Here is a 16,082-nt window from a genome sequence, read left to right as displayed (position 1 = left end):
CGTTCCGCTTATTTCTTTTTCCCGTTCATTGCCGCCAGCACCATTCCATCTGCCTTCAAGGCCATCCCGTTGGGATAGCGCAAGTCGACGCTTTCTATCTTGCCCTGCAACCTGTCGAGCAGCTGCGGATACACCGCCACCAGCCGCGCCACCCGTTCCTTCAACACCGCATCGCCCTGGTCACGGCCCAGCTCGACGGTCATCCCGTTGTCCAGCCGCACGGTCCAGGCGTAGCGGTTGGACAGCACCAGCGACTCCGGCTCCAGCTTGATGGGCGCAAACCACTGGCGGAACAGCGCCAGCCGCGCCACTACCTGCTTCTCGCTGCCGGGCGGGCCATCGAACTCCAGCAGGTCACCGTCATCCTCGGCCTCGGCCAGGTTGGCGGTGAACACGTCACCCTTCTGCGAAAGCAGCTTGCCATCCTCGCCCCAGGTGCCCAGGGCCTTGTGTTCCTCGATCTTCACCACCAGCCGGTCCGGCCATTCACGCCGCACCATGGCCTTGCGCACCCAGGGCACGGCTTCGAAGGCCGCCCGCACCGCCGTCAGGTCGGCGGTGAAGAAATTGCCGTGGATGCGCGGCACGGCGGTCGCCCGCACCGTCAACGCATTGACCTTCTCCAGCGGCATGTCACCGGAGGATTCGATGCGTATCGTGTGCAGCGTAAACATCGGCCGCTGCGCCACCCACCATAAACCGGATGCCACCAGGGCCAGCAGCACCAGCGCAAAGAGCGCACTGCTGATGGCGTTGAGCATCTTGACGTCCTGCCACATCGACGCGTTCTTCCTTAAACCCGGGCCATCACGACTGGCCCGCCTGCGGCGTCCAGTCCTTTGAGGGCGTCATGTCCAGTGACGCCATCTGCAGGATCGTGCAGCACAGGTCCTCATAGCTCAGGCCCACGGCCTTGGCCGCCATCGGTACCAGCGAATGGCCGGTCATGCCCGGCGAGGTATTGATTTCCAGCAGGAAGGGCTCGATCTTGCCGTCGGCCTCGCGCAGCATGAAGTCCACACGGCTCCAGCCACGGCAACCGAGCGCATTGAACGCACGTACCGCCAGATCCTGCAAATGGCGCGTCAGTTCCTCGTCAAGGGGTGCCGGACACAAATATTTCGTGTCGTCGGTGAAATACTTGTTCTGGTAGTCGTAATTGCCCTCCGGTGCGCGGATCTCGATGACCGGCAGCGCGCGCGCCTCACGACCCGTGCCCAGCACCGGCACCGTCAGTTCGCGGCCGCGGATGAACTCCTCGGCCAGCACCACGCTGTCATAGCGCGCGCAGAGATCAAAGCCCGCCTGCATGTCGGAATAACCGTTGACCTTGGCAATGCCGATGGTCGAGCCTTCGTGCGGCGCCTTGAGCATCAGCGGCAGGCCCAGCTCATCAGGGACCACGCGCAACTGCTCGCGCGTGGTGGCCTTGGCATCCAGGCTCAGGAAGCGCGGCGTGGGCAGGCCGTGCGAGAGCCAGATGCGCTTGGTCATGATCTTGTCCATGGCGATGCTCGATGCCATCACGCCGGGGCCGGTATAGGGCAGGCCCATCTGTTCCAGCGCGCCTTGCAGCGTGCCGTCCTCACCGTAGCGGCCGTGCAGGGCGATGAAGACACGGTCGAATTTCTCGGCCTGCAATTCACCCAGGCTGCGCTCGGCCGGGTCGAAGGGATGCGCATCCACGCCCTTGCTGCGCAAGGCCTGCAGCACACCGTTGCCCGACATCATCGAGACTTCACGCTCGGCGGAGCGGCCGCCGAAGAGCACGCCGACACGGCCGAAGGCTTTGACCTGGTCCTGGCTGATCATGCGGCCCCCTGTTCGTTCTTGCCACCGGCTTGCGCCACCAGGCGGCCGGGTACGGCGGAAATCGATCCCGCGCCCATGGTCATGACCACATCGCCATCGCGCACCACGTTGCGGATGGTCTCGGGCATGTCACCGATGTCGTCCACGAAGACCGGCTCCACCTTGCCAGCCGCACGCAGCGCATGCGCCAGCGAACGGCCGTCGGCGGCCACGATGGGCGCTTCACCGGCCGAATACACGTCGCCCAGCACCAGCACATCGGGCGAGGACAGCACCTTGACGAAATCCTCGAACAGGTCGCGCGTGCGCGTATAGCGGTGCGGCTGGAAGGCCAGCACCAGGCGGCGGCCCGGATAGGCACCGCGGGCGGCGGCGATGGTGGCGGCGGTCTCGACCGGGTGGTGGCCGTAATCGTCGACCAGGGTGAAATGACCGGCCGGATTGCCCTGCGCATCGGTGATCGGTACTTCGCCGTAACGCGTGAAGCGACGGCCGACGCCGTTGAATTCGGTCAGCGCCTTCTGGGTCGCGGCATCCTCCACGTCCAGTTCGCGCGCAATCGCGATGGCCGCGCAGGCGTTCTGCACGTTGTGCATGCCGGGCTGGTTCAGGCTCACCTGCATGGGGGCGTAGCCGTCCTGGATCACGGTGAATTCCATCTTGCCGTCGACCGCACGGGCATCGATGGCGCGCACATCGGCGTCTTCATGGAAGCCATAGGTGAGGATGGGCTTGGAGACCATGGGCATGATCTCGCGCACGTGCGGGTCGTCCAGGCAGAGCACGGCCACGCCGTAGAACGGCAGGCGCTGGGTGAACTCGACGAAGGCCTGCTTCAGGCGCGCAAAATCATGGTTGTAGGTTTCCATGTGATCGGCATCGATGTTGGTGATGACTTCGATCACGGGCGTGAGGTTGACGAAGGACGCATCGGATTCATCGGCCTCGGCCACGATGAATTCACCGGTGCCCAGCTTGGCATTGGCGCCGGCGCTGGTGAGGCGGCCGCCGATGACGAAGGTCGGGTCCAGCCCGCCCTGCGCCAGCACGCTGGCCACCAGGCTGGTGGTGGTGGTCTTGCCGTGGGTACCGGCAATGGCGATGCCCTTCTTCAGGCGCATCAGTTCGCCCAGCATCACCGCACGCGGCACGATGGGGATGTGCTTCTTGCGCGCGGCCAGCACTTCCGGGTTGTCGCCCTTGACGGCGGTGGAGGTGACGATGGCGTCGGCGCCCTCGATGTTCTCGGCTGCGTGGCCATAGCGGATGCTGGCACCCAGCTGTGCCAGGCGCTGGGTGGCGGCGTTGCTGCCCAGGTCCGAGCCGGAGACGCCGTAGCCCAGGTTGAGCAACACTTCAGCAATGCCGCTCATGCCCGAGCCGCCGATGCCGACAAAATGGATATTCTTGACGCGATGCTTCATGGTGTTACCAGTCCTTCCAGCACGCGCGCGATTGCCTCGTTGGCATCGCGGCGGCCTTGTTCGTACGCCGCCTGCGCCATGGCATGGCATGCAGCGCGGTCCAGTTCCTGCAGCAAACCGGCCAGGCGATCCGGCGTCAGTTCGCGTTGCGGCAGGTGAATCGCCGCCTTGTTCTGTGCCATCCATCTGGCATTGTCGATCTGGTGCGAGGTGGTCGATACCGCCAGCGGAACCAGCACGCTGGCCACCCCCGCTGCCGTCAGCTCGGAGACGGTGATCGCGCCAGCGCGGCAGATCACCAGGTCGGCCTCGGCATAGCGGCGCGGCATGTCGTCGATGAAATCGACCACTTCGGCCTGCACGCCGGCGGCCTCATACGCTGAACGCAGGGCGGCGATGTGCTGCTTGCCCGACTGGTGCGTCACCTGCGGACGCAGCTCGGGGGGCAATTTGGCCAGCGCCGCCGGCACGTTGTCGTTCAACACCTTGGCGCCCAGGCTGCCGCCCACCACCAGGATCTTCAGCGGACCGCTGCGGCCGGCGTAACGCTGGGCCGGCTGCGGCAGCGCGATGATTTCCTTGCGCACCGGATTGCCGGTGACCTCAGCCTTGCCCGCGGCACGGCCGAAATCGGCCGGGAAGCCGAACAACACCTTGGTGGCCATCGGCGTCAGGGTCTTGTTCGACAGCAGCAGGGCCGCATCCGCATTGACCAGCACCAGCGGCTTGCCGCGCAGGCGCGCCATGACGCCACCTGGCACGGTGACGTAGCCGCCCATGCCCAGCACCACATCGGGACGGCGGCGGCCGAGGATGGCATGGCAATGCAAGAAGCTTGCCGCCAGGCGCCACACGCCCTTGACCGTATGCATCAGGCCCTTGCCGCGCAGGCCGGCGAAGACGATGCTGTCCATCTCCACGCCATGGCGCGGCACCAGCTCGCGCTCCATGCCGTGCGTGGTGCCCAGCCAGCTCACCTGCCAGCCGCGCGCACGCATGGTGTCGGCGATGGCCAGACCCGGGAAGATGTGTCCACCGGTACCGGCGGCCATGATGAGCAATGTGCGGGGCGCGTTCATAGACGGCCTCCGCGCATGAGCACCCGGTTTTCGTAATCGATGCGCAGCAGAATGGCCAGGCCCACGCAATTGAGCAGCACGCCCGAACCGCCATAGCTCATCAGCGGCAGCGTCAGGCCCTTGGTCGGCAACAGGCCCAGGTTCACGCCCATGTTGATGAAAGCCTGCACGCCCAGCCAGATGCCGATGCCCTTGGCCACCAGGCCGGCAAAGGTCAGGTCCAGCGCGATGGCCTGGCGGCCGATCTCGAAGGCATGCTTGACCAGCCAGTAGAACAGCAGCACCACCACCAGCACGCCGACGAATCCAAGCTCCTCGCCGATGACGGCAAGCAGGAAGTCGGTATGCGCTTCGGGCAGGTAGTGCAATTTTTCCACGCTGCTGCCCAGGCCCACGCCAAACAGTTCGCCACGGCCGAAGGCAATCAGCGAGTGCGAAAGCTGGTAGGCCTTGCCCAGTGCGTTTTCTTCTTCCCAGGGATTCAGGTAGGCGAAGATACGCTCGCGCCGCCACGGGGAAGTCACGATGACCAGCGAGAAGACCGCCACCAGCGTGGCACCGATGCCACCGAACCAGACGCCGTTGATGCCGCCCAGGAACAGGATGCCCATGGCGATGCAGACGATCACGCCGAAGGCGCCGAGGTCGGGCTCCAGCAGCAGCAGCAGGCCCACCAGGCCGACGGCCGCCGCCATCGGGAAGAAGCCCTTGACCAGCTTGTGCATCACCGCCTGCTTGCGCACCGTATAGTCGGCGGCGTAGAGCACGATGAACAGCTTCATCAGTTCGGAAGGCTGCAGGTTGATGATCTTCAGCGAGAGCCAGCGCTTGGCACCGTTCACACCCTTGCCCACGCCGGGGATGAGCACCATCAGCAGCAGGATCAGGGTGATGGCGAACAGGTAGGGAGCCCACTTCTGCCAGGTCTCCATGCGCACGCGGAAGGCCAGCGCGCCCGCGATGATGGAGAGCACGATGAAGATCGCCTGGCGGATCAGGAAGTGGTAATTCGAGTAGGAGGCGTACTTGGGCGAATCCGGCAGCGCCACCGAGGCCGAGTAGACCATCACCATGCCGAACAGCATCAGCAGCAGGACCACCCAGATCAGCGGCTGGTCGTATTCCATCATGCGCGAACGCTGCTCGAAGCCGATGCTGCCCGATGCGCTGCCACGGCCCGTGCGCGCACGACCGGCGGCCGCCGGCGCAGCTTCCTTCAAGCCACCCAGCCAGCTGCGCACGGAGGACAGGCCCAGTTTCATGCCAGCACCTCACCGCGCGAGAGCGCCAGTTCACGCACCGCATCCACGAAGACTTCGGCGCGATGGGCGTAGTTGCGGAACATGTCCAGGCTGGCGCAAGCCGGCGAGAGCAGCACGATGTCGCCGCCGGTGGCGAGTTCGCCCGCCTTGTCCACGGCGGCTTCCAGGCTGGCGCAATCGATCAGCTCGACACCGCTGTCGGCCAGGGCGGCGCGCACGGCAGGACCGTCACGGCCGATCAGCAAGACCGCGCGGGCGTATTTCTGCACCGGCAGGTCCAGTGGCGAAAAGTCCTGGCCCTTGCCGTCGCCACCGGCGATCAGCACGATGCGGTTGGGGCGGCCACCCAAACCCAGGCCGTTGAGCGCAGCCACGGTGGCACCGACGTTGGTGCCCTTGCTGTCGTCGTAGTACTCCACATCCTGGATCACGCCGACCAGCTCCACACGGTGCGGCTCCCCGGTGTATTCGCGCAGGCCGTGCAGCAGCGGGGCCATCGGCAGGTCAATGGCGCGGCACAGGGCCAGCGCGGCCAGGGCATTCATGGCGTTGTGGGCACCACGAATGCGCAGGGCATCGGCGGGCATGAGGCGCTTGACGGTCACCGGCGGCGGCAGCATGTCCTTCTGCTTGCGGCGGCGCTTGCCTTCAGGCACTTCATCGTCTTCATGCACGAAGGCATTGGCCAGCCACAGCATGCCGTTGTCGTTGACCAGGCCGAAACTGTTGGGCGTGGACGGTTCGTCCAGGCCGAAGGTGGACAGCGGCGCAGCGGCGGAACTCATCTCCATCACCAGTGCGTCATCGCGGTTGAGCACGCGCACGGTGTCCTTGCCGAAGATGCGGGCCTTGTCGGCGGCATAGTGCTCCATGCTGCCGTGCCAGTCGAGGTGATCCTGGGTCAGGTTCAGGACGGTGGCGGCGTGCGGCTGCAGGCTGTGCGTGGTGTGCAGCTGGAAGCTGGACAGCTCCAGTACCCAGGCTTGCGGCATGGAGCCGCGATAAGTCGGCTCGGGCGGCGGCGGTGGCGGGACTTCCACCAGCGCATCTTCTTCGGCCTTGCGCGAGACTTCCATGAAGTCGCCCAGGTTCATGGCCTCGCCGGTGGTCGCCGGGGCGTCGATCTCGGCTTGCGGGATCACGTCCGAGGCCACATCCAGCGTCGCTGCCGCAGCATCGCTTTCGGAAACGGCTTCGGTGTCAGGCTGCTCAGACGCCTGTACAGCCGGCTGAGCAGTTTCCGGACCGGCTTCCTGTGCAACTTGCTGCGCAGGATCCTGTGCGTCTTCGTGATCGCGCTCTTGTCCGCTTTCTTGTCCGCTTTCTTGTCCGCTTTCTTGTCCGCTTTCTTGGGCGGTTGCCTGGACCTCTTCGGGCGTCGCCAGCAAGTCCAGCTGCGGCGCCGGTTCTGGCTCAGGGTGAGCATCAGGTTCTGCTTCAGGCTGCGCCTGCAACACCGGCACCGCAATCGCAGCGGCGGCCTCGATGCTGGCGGCGGCACGGCGGTGCTTCTCGGCTTCGGCCGCCTGCTGGGCATCCAGCACGGCCTGCTGCGCGGCTTGCGCCTCGGCTTCGGCGGCGGCCTGTTCGGCAGCAATCGCATCCTGCTCGGCCAGTTCGGCCAGGAATACCTTGTCCTTGATGACGGCTTCGCGCAGCACATCCAGGGCGGCCGGGCTGATGTTGCCCGCCACCTGCACCGACAGGCCGGCGCGCTGGCACAGCAGGCCGGTCAGGCGGGTCACGGTGGTCTTGCCGTTGGTGCCGGTGATGGCCAGCACCTTGGGTTGATACAGGGTCTCTTCGCGCAAGGCGGCCAGCGCCTGCGCAAACAATTCGATCTCGCCCCACAGCGGCAGGCCACGCTCGGCAATGGCCGGCATCAGCGGCGCCAGCTCGCCCTCGGGCGCCAGGCCAGGACTGACGGCGACGAAGTCGATGCCCTCCAGCAAAGCCGGCGACAAGGGCTGGCCCAGCACCGCTTCGGCCTCGGGTGCGTCGGCGCGCAAGGCGGCCAGGCGCGCGGCCAGGGCTGCTTCGCCACGGGTATCGGCCACGCGCACGCCGGCGCCGCAGTAGACCAGCCACCGCGCCATTGCCAGGCCGGACTCGCCGAGTCCGAGCACCAGAACGTGTTTGCCCGAGTAATTCATCGTTGTTTCCAGACTCACTTCTTCACTTGTTTCTTGCCATGCAGGGACTGCCCTGCCAACCACAAAGGCGCCGCTTGCCATGCTTCACAAGGGGCGCCGTTTTTGTTCATCTCGCCTGTTTACCGCAGCTTCAGCGTGGACAGGCCGACCAGCACCAGCATCATGGTGATGATCCAGAAGCGGACCACCACCTGGGTTTCCTTCCAGCCCTTCTGCTCGTAGTGATGGTGCAGCGGCGCCATCAGCAGCACGCGGCGGCCGGTGCCGAAACGCTTCTTGGTGTACTTGAAATAGGCCACCTGGATCATCACCGAGAGCGTCTCCACCACGAAGATGCCGCCCATGATGAAGAGCACGATTTCCTGGCGCACGATGACGGCGATGGTGCCCAGCGCACCACCGAGCGCCAGCGCGCCGACGTCGCCCATGAACACCTGCGCCGGGTAGGCGTTGTACCAGAGGAAGGCCAGCCCGGCGCCGCCCATGGCGCCGCAGAAGATCAGCAGTTCGCCGGCACCCGGGATGTGCGGGATGAACAGGTACTTGGCATAGGCGGCGTTACCGGTCAGGTAGGCGAACAGGCCCAGGGCCGCACCGACCAGCACGGTCGGCATGATGGCCAGGCCGTCCAGGCCGTCGGTCAGGTTGACCGCATTGCTGGTGCCGACGATGACGAAATAGGTCAGTGCGATGAAGCCCCACACGCCCAGCGGGTAGGTCACGGTCTTGAAGAAGGGCACGATCAGGTCGGCCTTGGGCGGCAGGTCCAGGCTGAAGCCGGAACGCACCCAGGCCACGAAGAGGTCGAAGACCTTCATGTTGCTCACTTCGGACACCGAGAAGGCCAGGTAGAACGCCGCCACCAGGCCGATCAGCGACTGCCAGAAATATTTTTCGCGCGAGCGCATGCCTTCCGGATCGCGATAGACCACCTTGCGATAGTCATCGACCCAGCCGATGGCGCCGAAACCGAGCGTGACGATCAGCACGATCCACACGAAACGGTTGGAGAGGTCGGCCCACAGCAGGGTGGAAATGCCGATGCCGATCAGAATCAGCACGCCGCCCATGGTCGGGGTGCCGGACTTGATGAGGTGGGTCTGCGGACCATCCTGGCGCACGGCCTGGCCGACCTTCATGCGGGTGAGCATGCGGATCACGGCGGGACCGGCGATCATGCCGATCAGCAGCGCCGTCAGCGTGGCGAACACCGCGCGGAAGGTGATGAAGTTGAACAGGCGCAGAAAGCCGAAATCCTGTTGAAAATTCTGTGCGAGCCAGACCAGCATGCTAATGGGTCTCCTGTTGATGTTGCGTGAGGGATTCAACGTTGACCAGATGCTGTACAACTCGCTCCATCTTCATGAAGCGTGAACCTTTTACCAAAACGGTCGCGCCCTGCGGTGCGGCCTGCTCCACCGCTGCGTTGAGCGCGGTGATGTCGTCGAAATGCATGGCCTGCGCTACGTTTTGTAGCGTGGGGCCATACGAAGTGACAGCGTATTTCGTCAATTCGCCCAATCCCAAGAAGAGCGGGATGCCACGGCTGCGGGCATAGGCACCGATCTCGGCATGGAACTGCGGACCCTGGTCGCCGACCTCACCCATGTCGCCCAGCACCAGCACACGGGGGCCGGTGATGGAGGCCAGCACGTCGATGGCGGCGCGCACGGAATCGGGATTGGCGTTGTAGGTGTCGTCGATCACCAAGGCGCCGCTGCGGGCTTGCTTGCGCTGCAGGCGGCCATTGACCGGGGCAAAGCTCTGCAGGCCGCGCACCACGGCGTCCACCGGGATGCCGGCACCGAGCGCGCAGGCAGTCGCTGCCAGGGCGTTGCGTACGTTGTGCTCGCCGACGGCGGCCAGTTCCACCTTGAACTGCGCGGGCGGCACGGCCAGTCCCTTGACGGTGACCTGCAGCGTGCTGCCGAAGGCTGTGGCCTGGTAGCTGGCACTCACATCGGCTTGCGCATCCAGGCCGAAGGTGAGCACGCGGCGCGCACCGGCTTCTTCACGCCAGAGCGCGGTGAAATCATCATCAGCCGGGAACACGGCTACGCCATCAGCGGGCAGGTGACGGATCACGGCGCCATTTTCACGGGCCACCGCTTCGACGCTGGCCATGAATTCCTGGTGCTCGCGCTGGGCGTTGTTGACCAGGCCCAGCGTCGGCGCAGCGATGCGCGAAAGCACGGCGATCTCGCCCGGATGGTTCATGCCCATCTCGATGACCGCCGCCTGGTGTTGCGCGCGCAGGCGGAACAGCGTCAGCGGCACGCCGATCTCGTTGTTGAAATTGCCGCGCGTACCCAGGTAGCCGTCTTCACCGAAGGCGGCCGCGAGGATGGCGGCGATCATTTCCTTGACGGTGGTCTTGCCGTTGCTGCCGGTGACGCCGATGACCGGAATCTGGCGCTGCACACGCCAGCCATGGGCGATCTGGCCCAGGGCGGCGCGGGTGTCGGGCACCACGATGGCCGGCACGCTCAATCCCGGCGGCACTCGTTCGACCACGACGGCGGCGGCGCCCTGGGCGGCGACCGCATCGAGGAAATCATGCGCATCGAAACGTTCGCCGCGCAGCGCAACGAAGACATTGCCGGGCTTGACCGCACGGCTGTCGGTGACCACGTCATTGAGCGCGAGCACGCCGGCAGGCGCGTTGACCACGCCCGGCACGGTATGCGCAGATGCGGCTTCTTCGGCGGCGCGGATCCATTCCAGCAACTGGCGGAAATCGAATCGCATCATGCGCCCCCCATCATGGTCGAGCGCGCGGCAAGCGCCAGCGCGACATGGTCGGCGTCGAGGAAGGGCAATTTCTTGCCGGCGATTTCCTGGTAAGGCTCATGTCCCTTGCCGGCCAGCAGGACCACATCGGCCTTGGTGGCATGGCGGATCGCCCACAGGATGGCACCGGCGCGATCGGGCAGTACGGTCGGTTCGACGCGGCTCATGCCGGCGCGGATCTGCTCGATGATGGCATGGGGATCTTCGGTGCGCGGGTTGTCGCTGGTCAGCACGACCTGGTCGGCCTGCTCGGCGATCTGGCCCATCTGCGGACGCTTGCCGGGATCGCGGTCGCCGCCGCAGCCGAACACGCACCACAGCTGGCCGCCGCGCTGGGTGGCGACCTGGCGCAGGGTGGAGAGGGTCTTGTCGAGGGCGTCGGGCGTATGCGCGTAATCGATCACGATCAGCGGTACATCAGGTCCGCCGAACTGCTGCATGCGGCCGGGCGCCGGGCTCAGCGCGGCAGCAGCAGCGACCACGGCATCCCATGCCACGCCCTGGGTGAGCAGCACGCCCATGATGCCCAGCACGTTGCTGACATTGAAGCGTCCCACCAGCTGGGTCTTGACCTGGCCGCTGCCGAAAGGGGAATCGACGTGGAAGGCGGTGCCGGTATGACTGCTGCGCAGCTGGCTGGCGCGCAGAGTCGGTACGCCGTGCGTGTCGCCGCCCTGCTCGTCGGCAATGGCGTAGCCGATCACGGGCAGCTTGCGCTCGGCCAACAGCGGCAGCAGGCGCTGGCCCATGCCGTCGTCCAGGTTGACCACGGCGTGCTTCAGGCCCGGCCACTGGAACAGCTTGCGCTTGGCGTCTTCGTAGGTCTGCATGTCACCGTGGAAATCCAGGTGATCACGGGTGAAATTGGTGAGCAGGGCGACATCGACGTGCATGCCGTTCATGCGGCCCTGGGCCAAGCCGATGGAGGAAGCCTCGATGGCCAGCGCGCCCACGCGGGCCTGCGACAGCTTGAACAGGCTGCGTTGCAGCAGCACGGCGTCCGGCGTGGTGTAGCCGGTGACCTCGAAGCCTTGCGCTTTGCCGTTGACGAAGCTGCCCACGCCGAGCGTGCCGATCACGCCGGCAGTACTGGCACCGGCCAGGCGGGAGAGCGCCGTACCCAGCCAGTAGGCGCAGGAGGTCTTGCCGTTGGTACCGGTGACCGCCACCGTCAGCATGCCCTGGTCGGGCTGGCCATACCAGGCGGCGGCAATCTCGCCGGCGCGCGCCTTCAGGTCGGGCACGGCCAGGTGCGGCGCTTCGATCTGGGCGGGCCAGGTGTAGCCATCGGCTTCATACAGCACGGCAGCGGCGCCGCGCTCGACGGCATCGGCAATATAGGAGCGGCCGTCGGCGTCGCCCACATAGGCGAAGAACACATCGCCCGGCGTCACGCGGCGGGAATCCGATGTCAGTTGCGCAGACGGCGACGCCTGGCGCAGCCAGGCGATGATCTCTTGAATGCTCAGAACGCGCGGGGACATTACATGCTCTCCTCTAGCGGTTCTTTGGGAATGATGATGTTGGTCACGCTGGAATCAGGCGGTACGTTCAATGCGCGCAAGGCGTTGGCGGCCACGTTGGCAAACACCGGACCGGCCACCGGGCCGCCGTAGTGCTGGCCTTGCGGCTCGTCGATCATCACCGAGATGATCAGGCGCGGATCCGACATCGGGGCGATGCCCGAGAAGGAGGCCACGTACTTGCGCACATACTTGCCGCCCTCAATTTTGTAGGCGGTACCGGTCTTGCCACCGACGCGATAGCCCGGCACCTGCGCCTGCGGGGCCGTACCGCCGGGGGCGACCACGGTTTCCAGCATGCGGCGCATCTGCAGGGCGGTATCGGCCGAGATGACGCGCTGGCCGATGGGCGAATCGGTAACCTTGGTGAAGGACAGCGGGATGATGTCGCCATTGCGGGCGAAGATCAGGTAAGCGTGCGCCAGCTGGATCAGCGAGACCGAGATGCCGTGACCGTAGCTCATGGTGGCCTGCTCGATCGGGCGCCATGACTTGTAGGGACGCACGCGGCCGGCCACGGCACCCGGGAAACCGAACTTGGGCTGCTGGCCGAAACCGACCGTGGTGAACATTTCCCACATCTCTTCCGGCGGCATGCCCAGCGCGATCTTGGCGGTCCCGATGTTGGAGGATTTCTCGATGATCTGCGCCACCGTCAGCGGACCGTGGGCATGCGAGTCGCCGATGGTGGCGGTGCCGATGGTCATCTTGCCGGGTGCGGTCTGGAATACGGTCGAGGGCGTGACGCGATGGGTATCCAGCGCCAGGGCGACGGTAAAGGGCTTGAGCGTCGAGCCCGGCTCGAAGGTATCGGTCACGACGCGATTGCGCAGCTGCGCGCCGGTCAATACCGAACGGTCATTGGGGTTGTAGGTCGGCAGGTTGGCCAGGGCCAGCACTTCGCCGGTCTTGGCATCGACCACGATGATGCCGCCCGCCTTGGCCTTGAACTTGTCGACGGCTTCCTTCAGCTGGGTGAAGGCGATGTACTGGATCTTGCTGTCGATGGACAGGGTCAGGTCGCGGCCGTCATGCGGCTCGCGGATGGATTCGATGTCTTCCACCACGCGGCCCAGGCGATCCTTGATGACGCGGCGGCTGCCGGTCACGCCGGCCAGGGTTTTCTGGGCGGCCAGTTCCATGCCGTCCTGCCCGGCGTCTTCAATGTTGGTGAAGCCGACCACGTGCGCCATCACCTCGCCCTCGGGGTAGAAGCGCTTGTATTCCTTGCGGGTCTCGATGCCGGGGATGCCCAGCTTGACGATCTTGTCGGAAGTCTCCTGCTCGACCTGGCGTTTCAGGTAGACGAAGCTGCGGTCCGAATCAAGCTTCTTGCGCAGTTCGGCATCGCTCATGTCCAAGAGCTTGGCCAGCTGCGCCAGCTTGTCCTTGGGAGCGGCCTGCACGTCTTCAGGGATGGCCCAGATGGCCTTGACCGGCACCGACGAGGCCAGCACCTGGCCGTTGCGGTCGGTAATCTTGCCGCGCGTGGCGGGCAACTCCAGGGTGCGCGCATAGCGCGAAGCCCCCTGCTTCTGCAGGAAATCGGTGGACACGCCCTGCAGCCAGAGCGCCCGCACCACCAGCGCCACGAAGGCGGCAAACAGCACGAACAGCACGAAGCGCGAGCGCCAGGCCGGCAGCTTGACCTGCAGGATGGGATTGGAGGAAAACGCCACGCCCTTGGAGGCTGCCACGCGGCCGCCGGCGACGTTGGTACGCGGAGGCATCTTGGTCATGGCGCCCCCACGGTCAGGTATTGGGTCCGGGCGGCGGAGACCGGGACCATGCCCAGGTCACGACGCGCCAGTTCTTCGATGCGGGCGTTCTTGCCCAGCGTCGATTGGTCCAGCTGCAGCTGCGCCCAGTCGACGTCGAGCTGGCGGGCCGCGCTCTGGGCGCGCTCGAGCTCGATGAAGAGGCTGCGAGCCTTGTACTGGGCGCTCACGACCGACAGCGCGCAACCCACCAGCATGATGGTCAGCAGGATGCACAGGCGCCCGGTCATGCAGGCGCCCCTTGGGTCGTGGTGGAAGAAACGGGAGTCACGCGTTCCAAGCCGCGCATGACCGCCGAACGGGCACGCGGGTTGGCGGTGACTTCCTCGGCGCTGGGCATGACGCGCGACAGCAGGCGGCCCGGGGCTTGCGGCAGGTCCACGGCACGGATCGGCAGGCGACGGTCGGGCTGCGGCGCATGGGCTTTGGAGGCCATGAACTGCTTGACGATGCGATCTTCCAGCGAGTGAAAGCTGATCACGACCAATCTCCCGTGCTGCGCCATCTGGGCAAATGCCTTGTCCAGTCCTACTTCGAGTTCTTCAAGCTCTTGATTGACGAAAATCCGTACAGCCTGAAAGGTACGAGTGGCCGGGTCTTTGCCTTTCTCGCGGGTTTTGACGGCTTGTGCCACGAGCGCGGCAAGCTGTCGTGTGCTTGAAATTGGCTCGATTGCCCGGCCAGCAACAATCTTCTTTGCAATCTGAAGAGCAAACCGTTCTTCCCCATAATCTCGTATCACCTTTGCAATCTGCTGTTCATCTGCCGTTGCCAGCCATTCCGCTGCCGACACGCCACGGGTGGTATCCATGCGCATGTCCAGCGGGCCATCGAGCCGAAAACTGAAGCCGCGCGCGGCGTCATCCACCTGCGGCGACGAGATGCCCAAATCCATCAATACGCCGTCGACCTGCGCAATGCCGCGTGCGGCCAGCGCCTCATCCATGGTCGCGAAACTGTCGTGCACGATCTCGAAGCGGGCATCGTCAATCTTCTGCGCCGTGGCAATGGCCAACGGATCCTTGTCAAATGCGATCAGGCGCCCTTGCGGGCCCAGCCTGGACAGGATGGCGCGGCTATGACCGCCGCGGCCGAAGGTTCCGTCCAGGTAAATGCCATTGGCGCGCTCGCCCGCAATGGCCAGCGCGTCCACGGCTTCTTCCAACAGCACGGTGCGGTGCTGCAGCTCGGGCACCGGTTGCAGATTCATCTTGTCCGGCCGTCAGAAGGAAAAGTTGCTCAACACATCCGGCATGCCACCCGCCACAGCCTCGGCTTCGCTTTCGGCCAGCTTGACGGCATCCCAGATTTCGAAATGACTACCCATGCCCAGCAACATCACATCGCGCTGCAAGCCCACGGCCGCGCGCAGTTCAGGCGCGATCAGGATGCGTCCGGCGCTGTCGAGCTCCACGTCCTGGGCATTGCCCAGGAAGATGCGCTGCCAGGCACGGGCCGACATCGGCCAGTTGGCGATCTGCTCGCGATGCGTCTCCCAGGTCGGGCGCGGGAAGAACAGCAGGCAGCCATGCGGATGGCGCGTCACGGTGGCGCGTCCTTCGCACTGCACAATCAGGGCGTCACGATGCTTGGCCGGAATGGTCATCCGTCCTTTGGCATCGAGATTGAGTGCTGACGCGCCCTGGAACACTGTGTTTTTCCTTAGCCTGCGGCGAGTGAGATTGCTGATCGGGTGCCCTGTCCTGTCGGGCAAATGCAAATAACACCACAAATGCCCCACAAAAAAACACTTTTTGACACTGCCGCCCACTTTAGTGGATGCACTATTGCAGGTCAAGCGGTATACGCTGGGAAAAACCGTGATTTTGCTAATAAAGTCAAAGACTTAGCGCACTTCCTTAAAACCTGCACTTCATAACATTTGTGAGGAAAATGAAGGACTTAGCATTTACATTGAAGGTGCAACCTGAGCTATACACATGTGTTTGGCGCCAGAATTGCGCAACGGCGCGGATTTGCGCCGCATGGACGAGCCGGCATGCCCGATTTCGGGGCGGCACCGTGAGGGAAAATCGAGGGCGTCCGGCCTCACTCGATTTGCGAGTGCGGCGAACCAAGGGACATGGATTTTGCAGTGCAACTTAAGTTCAGTGGAAGTCGCCGAAAAGCGGAAAAAAATCTCGTGCGATCTTGGCGCAGTGCATGAGGAATTGATCACGAAGGGATCGCCATGATCAGCGCGCACGGCTGGCGAGCCTGCCGCGAAATCTGCTCCAACCCCGAAACTTCATCAAATTCTT

The 16,082-nt window shown here is 64.8% G+C and carries 13 protein-coding genes; all 13 read right to left on the bottom strand.

Annotated features, from left to right (window positions below; genetic code table 11):
- Positions 1 to 8 precede the first annotated feature (8 nt).
- The 13 genes from CEJ45_RS14895 to mraZ all read right to left on the bottom strand — a co-directional run bounded on the left by CEJ45_RS14895 (position 9) and on the right by mraZ (position 15,472).
- Positions 9 to 779, bottom strand: coding sequence for a cell division protein FtsQ/DivIB (locus tag CEJ45_RS14895; protein ID WP_088755861.1), 771 nt, complete (start codon positions 777 to 779; stop codon positions 9 to 11).
- A gap of 28 nt (positions 780 to 807) precedes the next feature.
- Entirely contained in the window at positions 808 to 1,812 is a 1,005-nt protein-coding gene (locus CEJ45_RS14890) for a D-alanine--D-alanine ligase (protein WP_088755860.1), read from the bottom strand.
- Complete coding sequence (murC, locus tag CEJ45_RS14885; RefSeq protein ID WP_088755859.1) at positions 1,809 to 3,236, bottom strand: UDP-N-acetylmuramate--L-alanine ligase; 1,428 nt, start codon at positions 3,234 to 3,236, stop codon at positions 1,809 to 1,811. The genes CEJ45_RS14890 and murC overlap by 4 nt, the downstream gene beginning before the upstream one ends.
- Positions 3,233 to 4,315 (bottom strand): undecaprenyldiphospho-muramoylpentapeptide beta-N-acetylglucosaminyltransferase, encoded by a 1,083-nt coding sequence (murG, locus tag CEJ45_RS14880; protein ID WP_088755858.1) that lies wholly within the window; start codon positions 4,313 to 4,315, stop codon positions 3,233 to 3,235. The genes murC and murG overlap by 4 nt, the downstream gene beginning before the upstream one ends.
- The gene (gene ftsW, locus CEJ45_RS14875) at positions 4,312 to 5,577 is read right to left on the bottom strand and encodes a putative lipid II flippase FtsW (protein WP_088755857.1); all 1,266 of its coding nucleotides are present in this window, start codon (positions 5,575 to 5,577) and stop codon (positions 4,312 to 4,314) included. Before ftsW ends, murG begins: the two co-directional genes overlap by 4 nt.
- Positions 5,574 to 7,730 carry a UDP-N-acetylmuramoyl-L-alanine--D-glutamate ligase gene (murD, locus tag CEJ45_RS14870; RefSeq protein ID WP_088755856.1) on the bottom strand — a complete coding sequence of 719 codons (2,157 nt, stop codon included), beginning with the start codon at positions 7,728 to 7,730 and terminating at the stop codon, positions 5,574 to 5,576. The genes ftsW and murD overlap by 4 nt, the downstream gene beginning before the upstream one ends.
- Before the next feature lie 119 nt (positions 7,731 to 7,849).
- A complete protein-coding gene (gene mraY / locus CEJ45_RS14865) occupies positions 7,850 to 9,019 on the bottom strand; it encodes a phospho-N-acetylmuramoyl-pentapeptide-transferase (RefSeq protein ID WP_034329301.1) in 1,170 nt (389 codons plus the stop codon).
- 1 nt (position 9,020) lies between these two features.
- On the bottom strand, positions 9,021 to 10,481 hold the full coding sequence (locus tag CEJ45_RS14860; RefSeq protein WP_088755855.1) for a UDP-N-acetylmuramoyl-tripeptide--D-alanyl-D-alanine ligase: 1,461 nt from the start codon (positions 10,479 to 10,481) through the stop codon (positions 9,021 to 9,023).
- Entirely contained in the window at positions 10,478 to 12,004 is a 1,527-nt protein-coding gene (locus CEJ45_RS14855; RefSeq protein WP_088755854.1) for a UDP-N-acetylmuramoyl-L-alanyl-D-glutamate--2,6-diaminopimelate ligase, read from the bottom strand. Before CEJ45_RS14855 ends, CEJ45_RS14860 begins: the two co-directional genes overlap by 4 nt.
- Positions 12,004 to 13,782 (bottom strand): peptidoglycan D,D-transpeptidase FtsI family protein, encoded by a 1,779-nt coding sequence (locus tag CEJ45_RS14850; RefSeq protein WP_088755853.1) that lies wholly within the window; start codon positions 13,780 to 13,782, stop codon positions 12,004 to 12,006. The genes CEJ45_RS14855 and CEJ45_RS14850 overlap by 1 nt, the downstream gene beginning before the upstream one ends.
- Positions 13,779 to 14,051 (bottom strand): cell division protein FtsL, encoded by a 273-nt coding sequence (gene ftsL / locus CEJ45_RS14845; protein WP_088755852.1) that lies wholly within the window; start codon positions 14,049 to 14,051, stop codon positions 13,779 to 13,781. The genes CEJ45_RS14850 and ftsL overlap by 4 nt, the downstream gene beginning before the upstream one ends.
- Positions 14,048 to 15,031, bottom strand: coding sequence for a 16S rRNA (cytosine(1402)-N(4))-methyltransferase RsmH (rsmH, locus tag CEJ45_RS14840; RefSeq protein WP_088755851.1), 984 nt, complete (start codon positions 15,029 to 15,031; stop codon positions 14,048 to 14,050). Before rsmH ends, ftsL begins: the two co-directional genes overlap by 4 nt.
- A gap of 12 nt (positions 15,032 to 15,043) precedes the next feature.
- Positions 15,044 to 15,472, bottom strand: a complete 429-nt coding sequence (mraZ, locus tag CEJ45_RS14835) for a division/cell wall cluster transcriptional repressor MraZ (RefSeq protein WP_006465511.1) — start codon at positions 15,470 to 15,472, stop codon at positions 15,044 to 15,046.
- Positions 15,473 to 16,082: the final 610 nt, after the last annotated feature.

The organism is Herbaspirillum aquaticum (assembly GCF_002213425.1).
Lineage (GTDB): Bacteria > Pseudomonadota > Gammaproteobacteria > Burkholderiales > Burkholderiaceae_D > Herbaspirillum > Herbaspirillum aquaticum.
The sequence above is the reverse complement of the archived record's forward strand: the minus strand, read 5'-3'. Positions and strand labels throughout refer to the sequence as shown.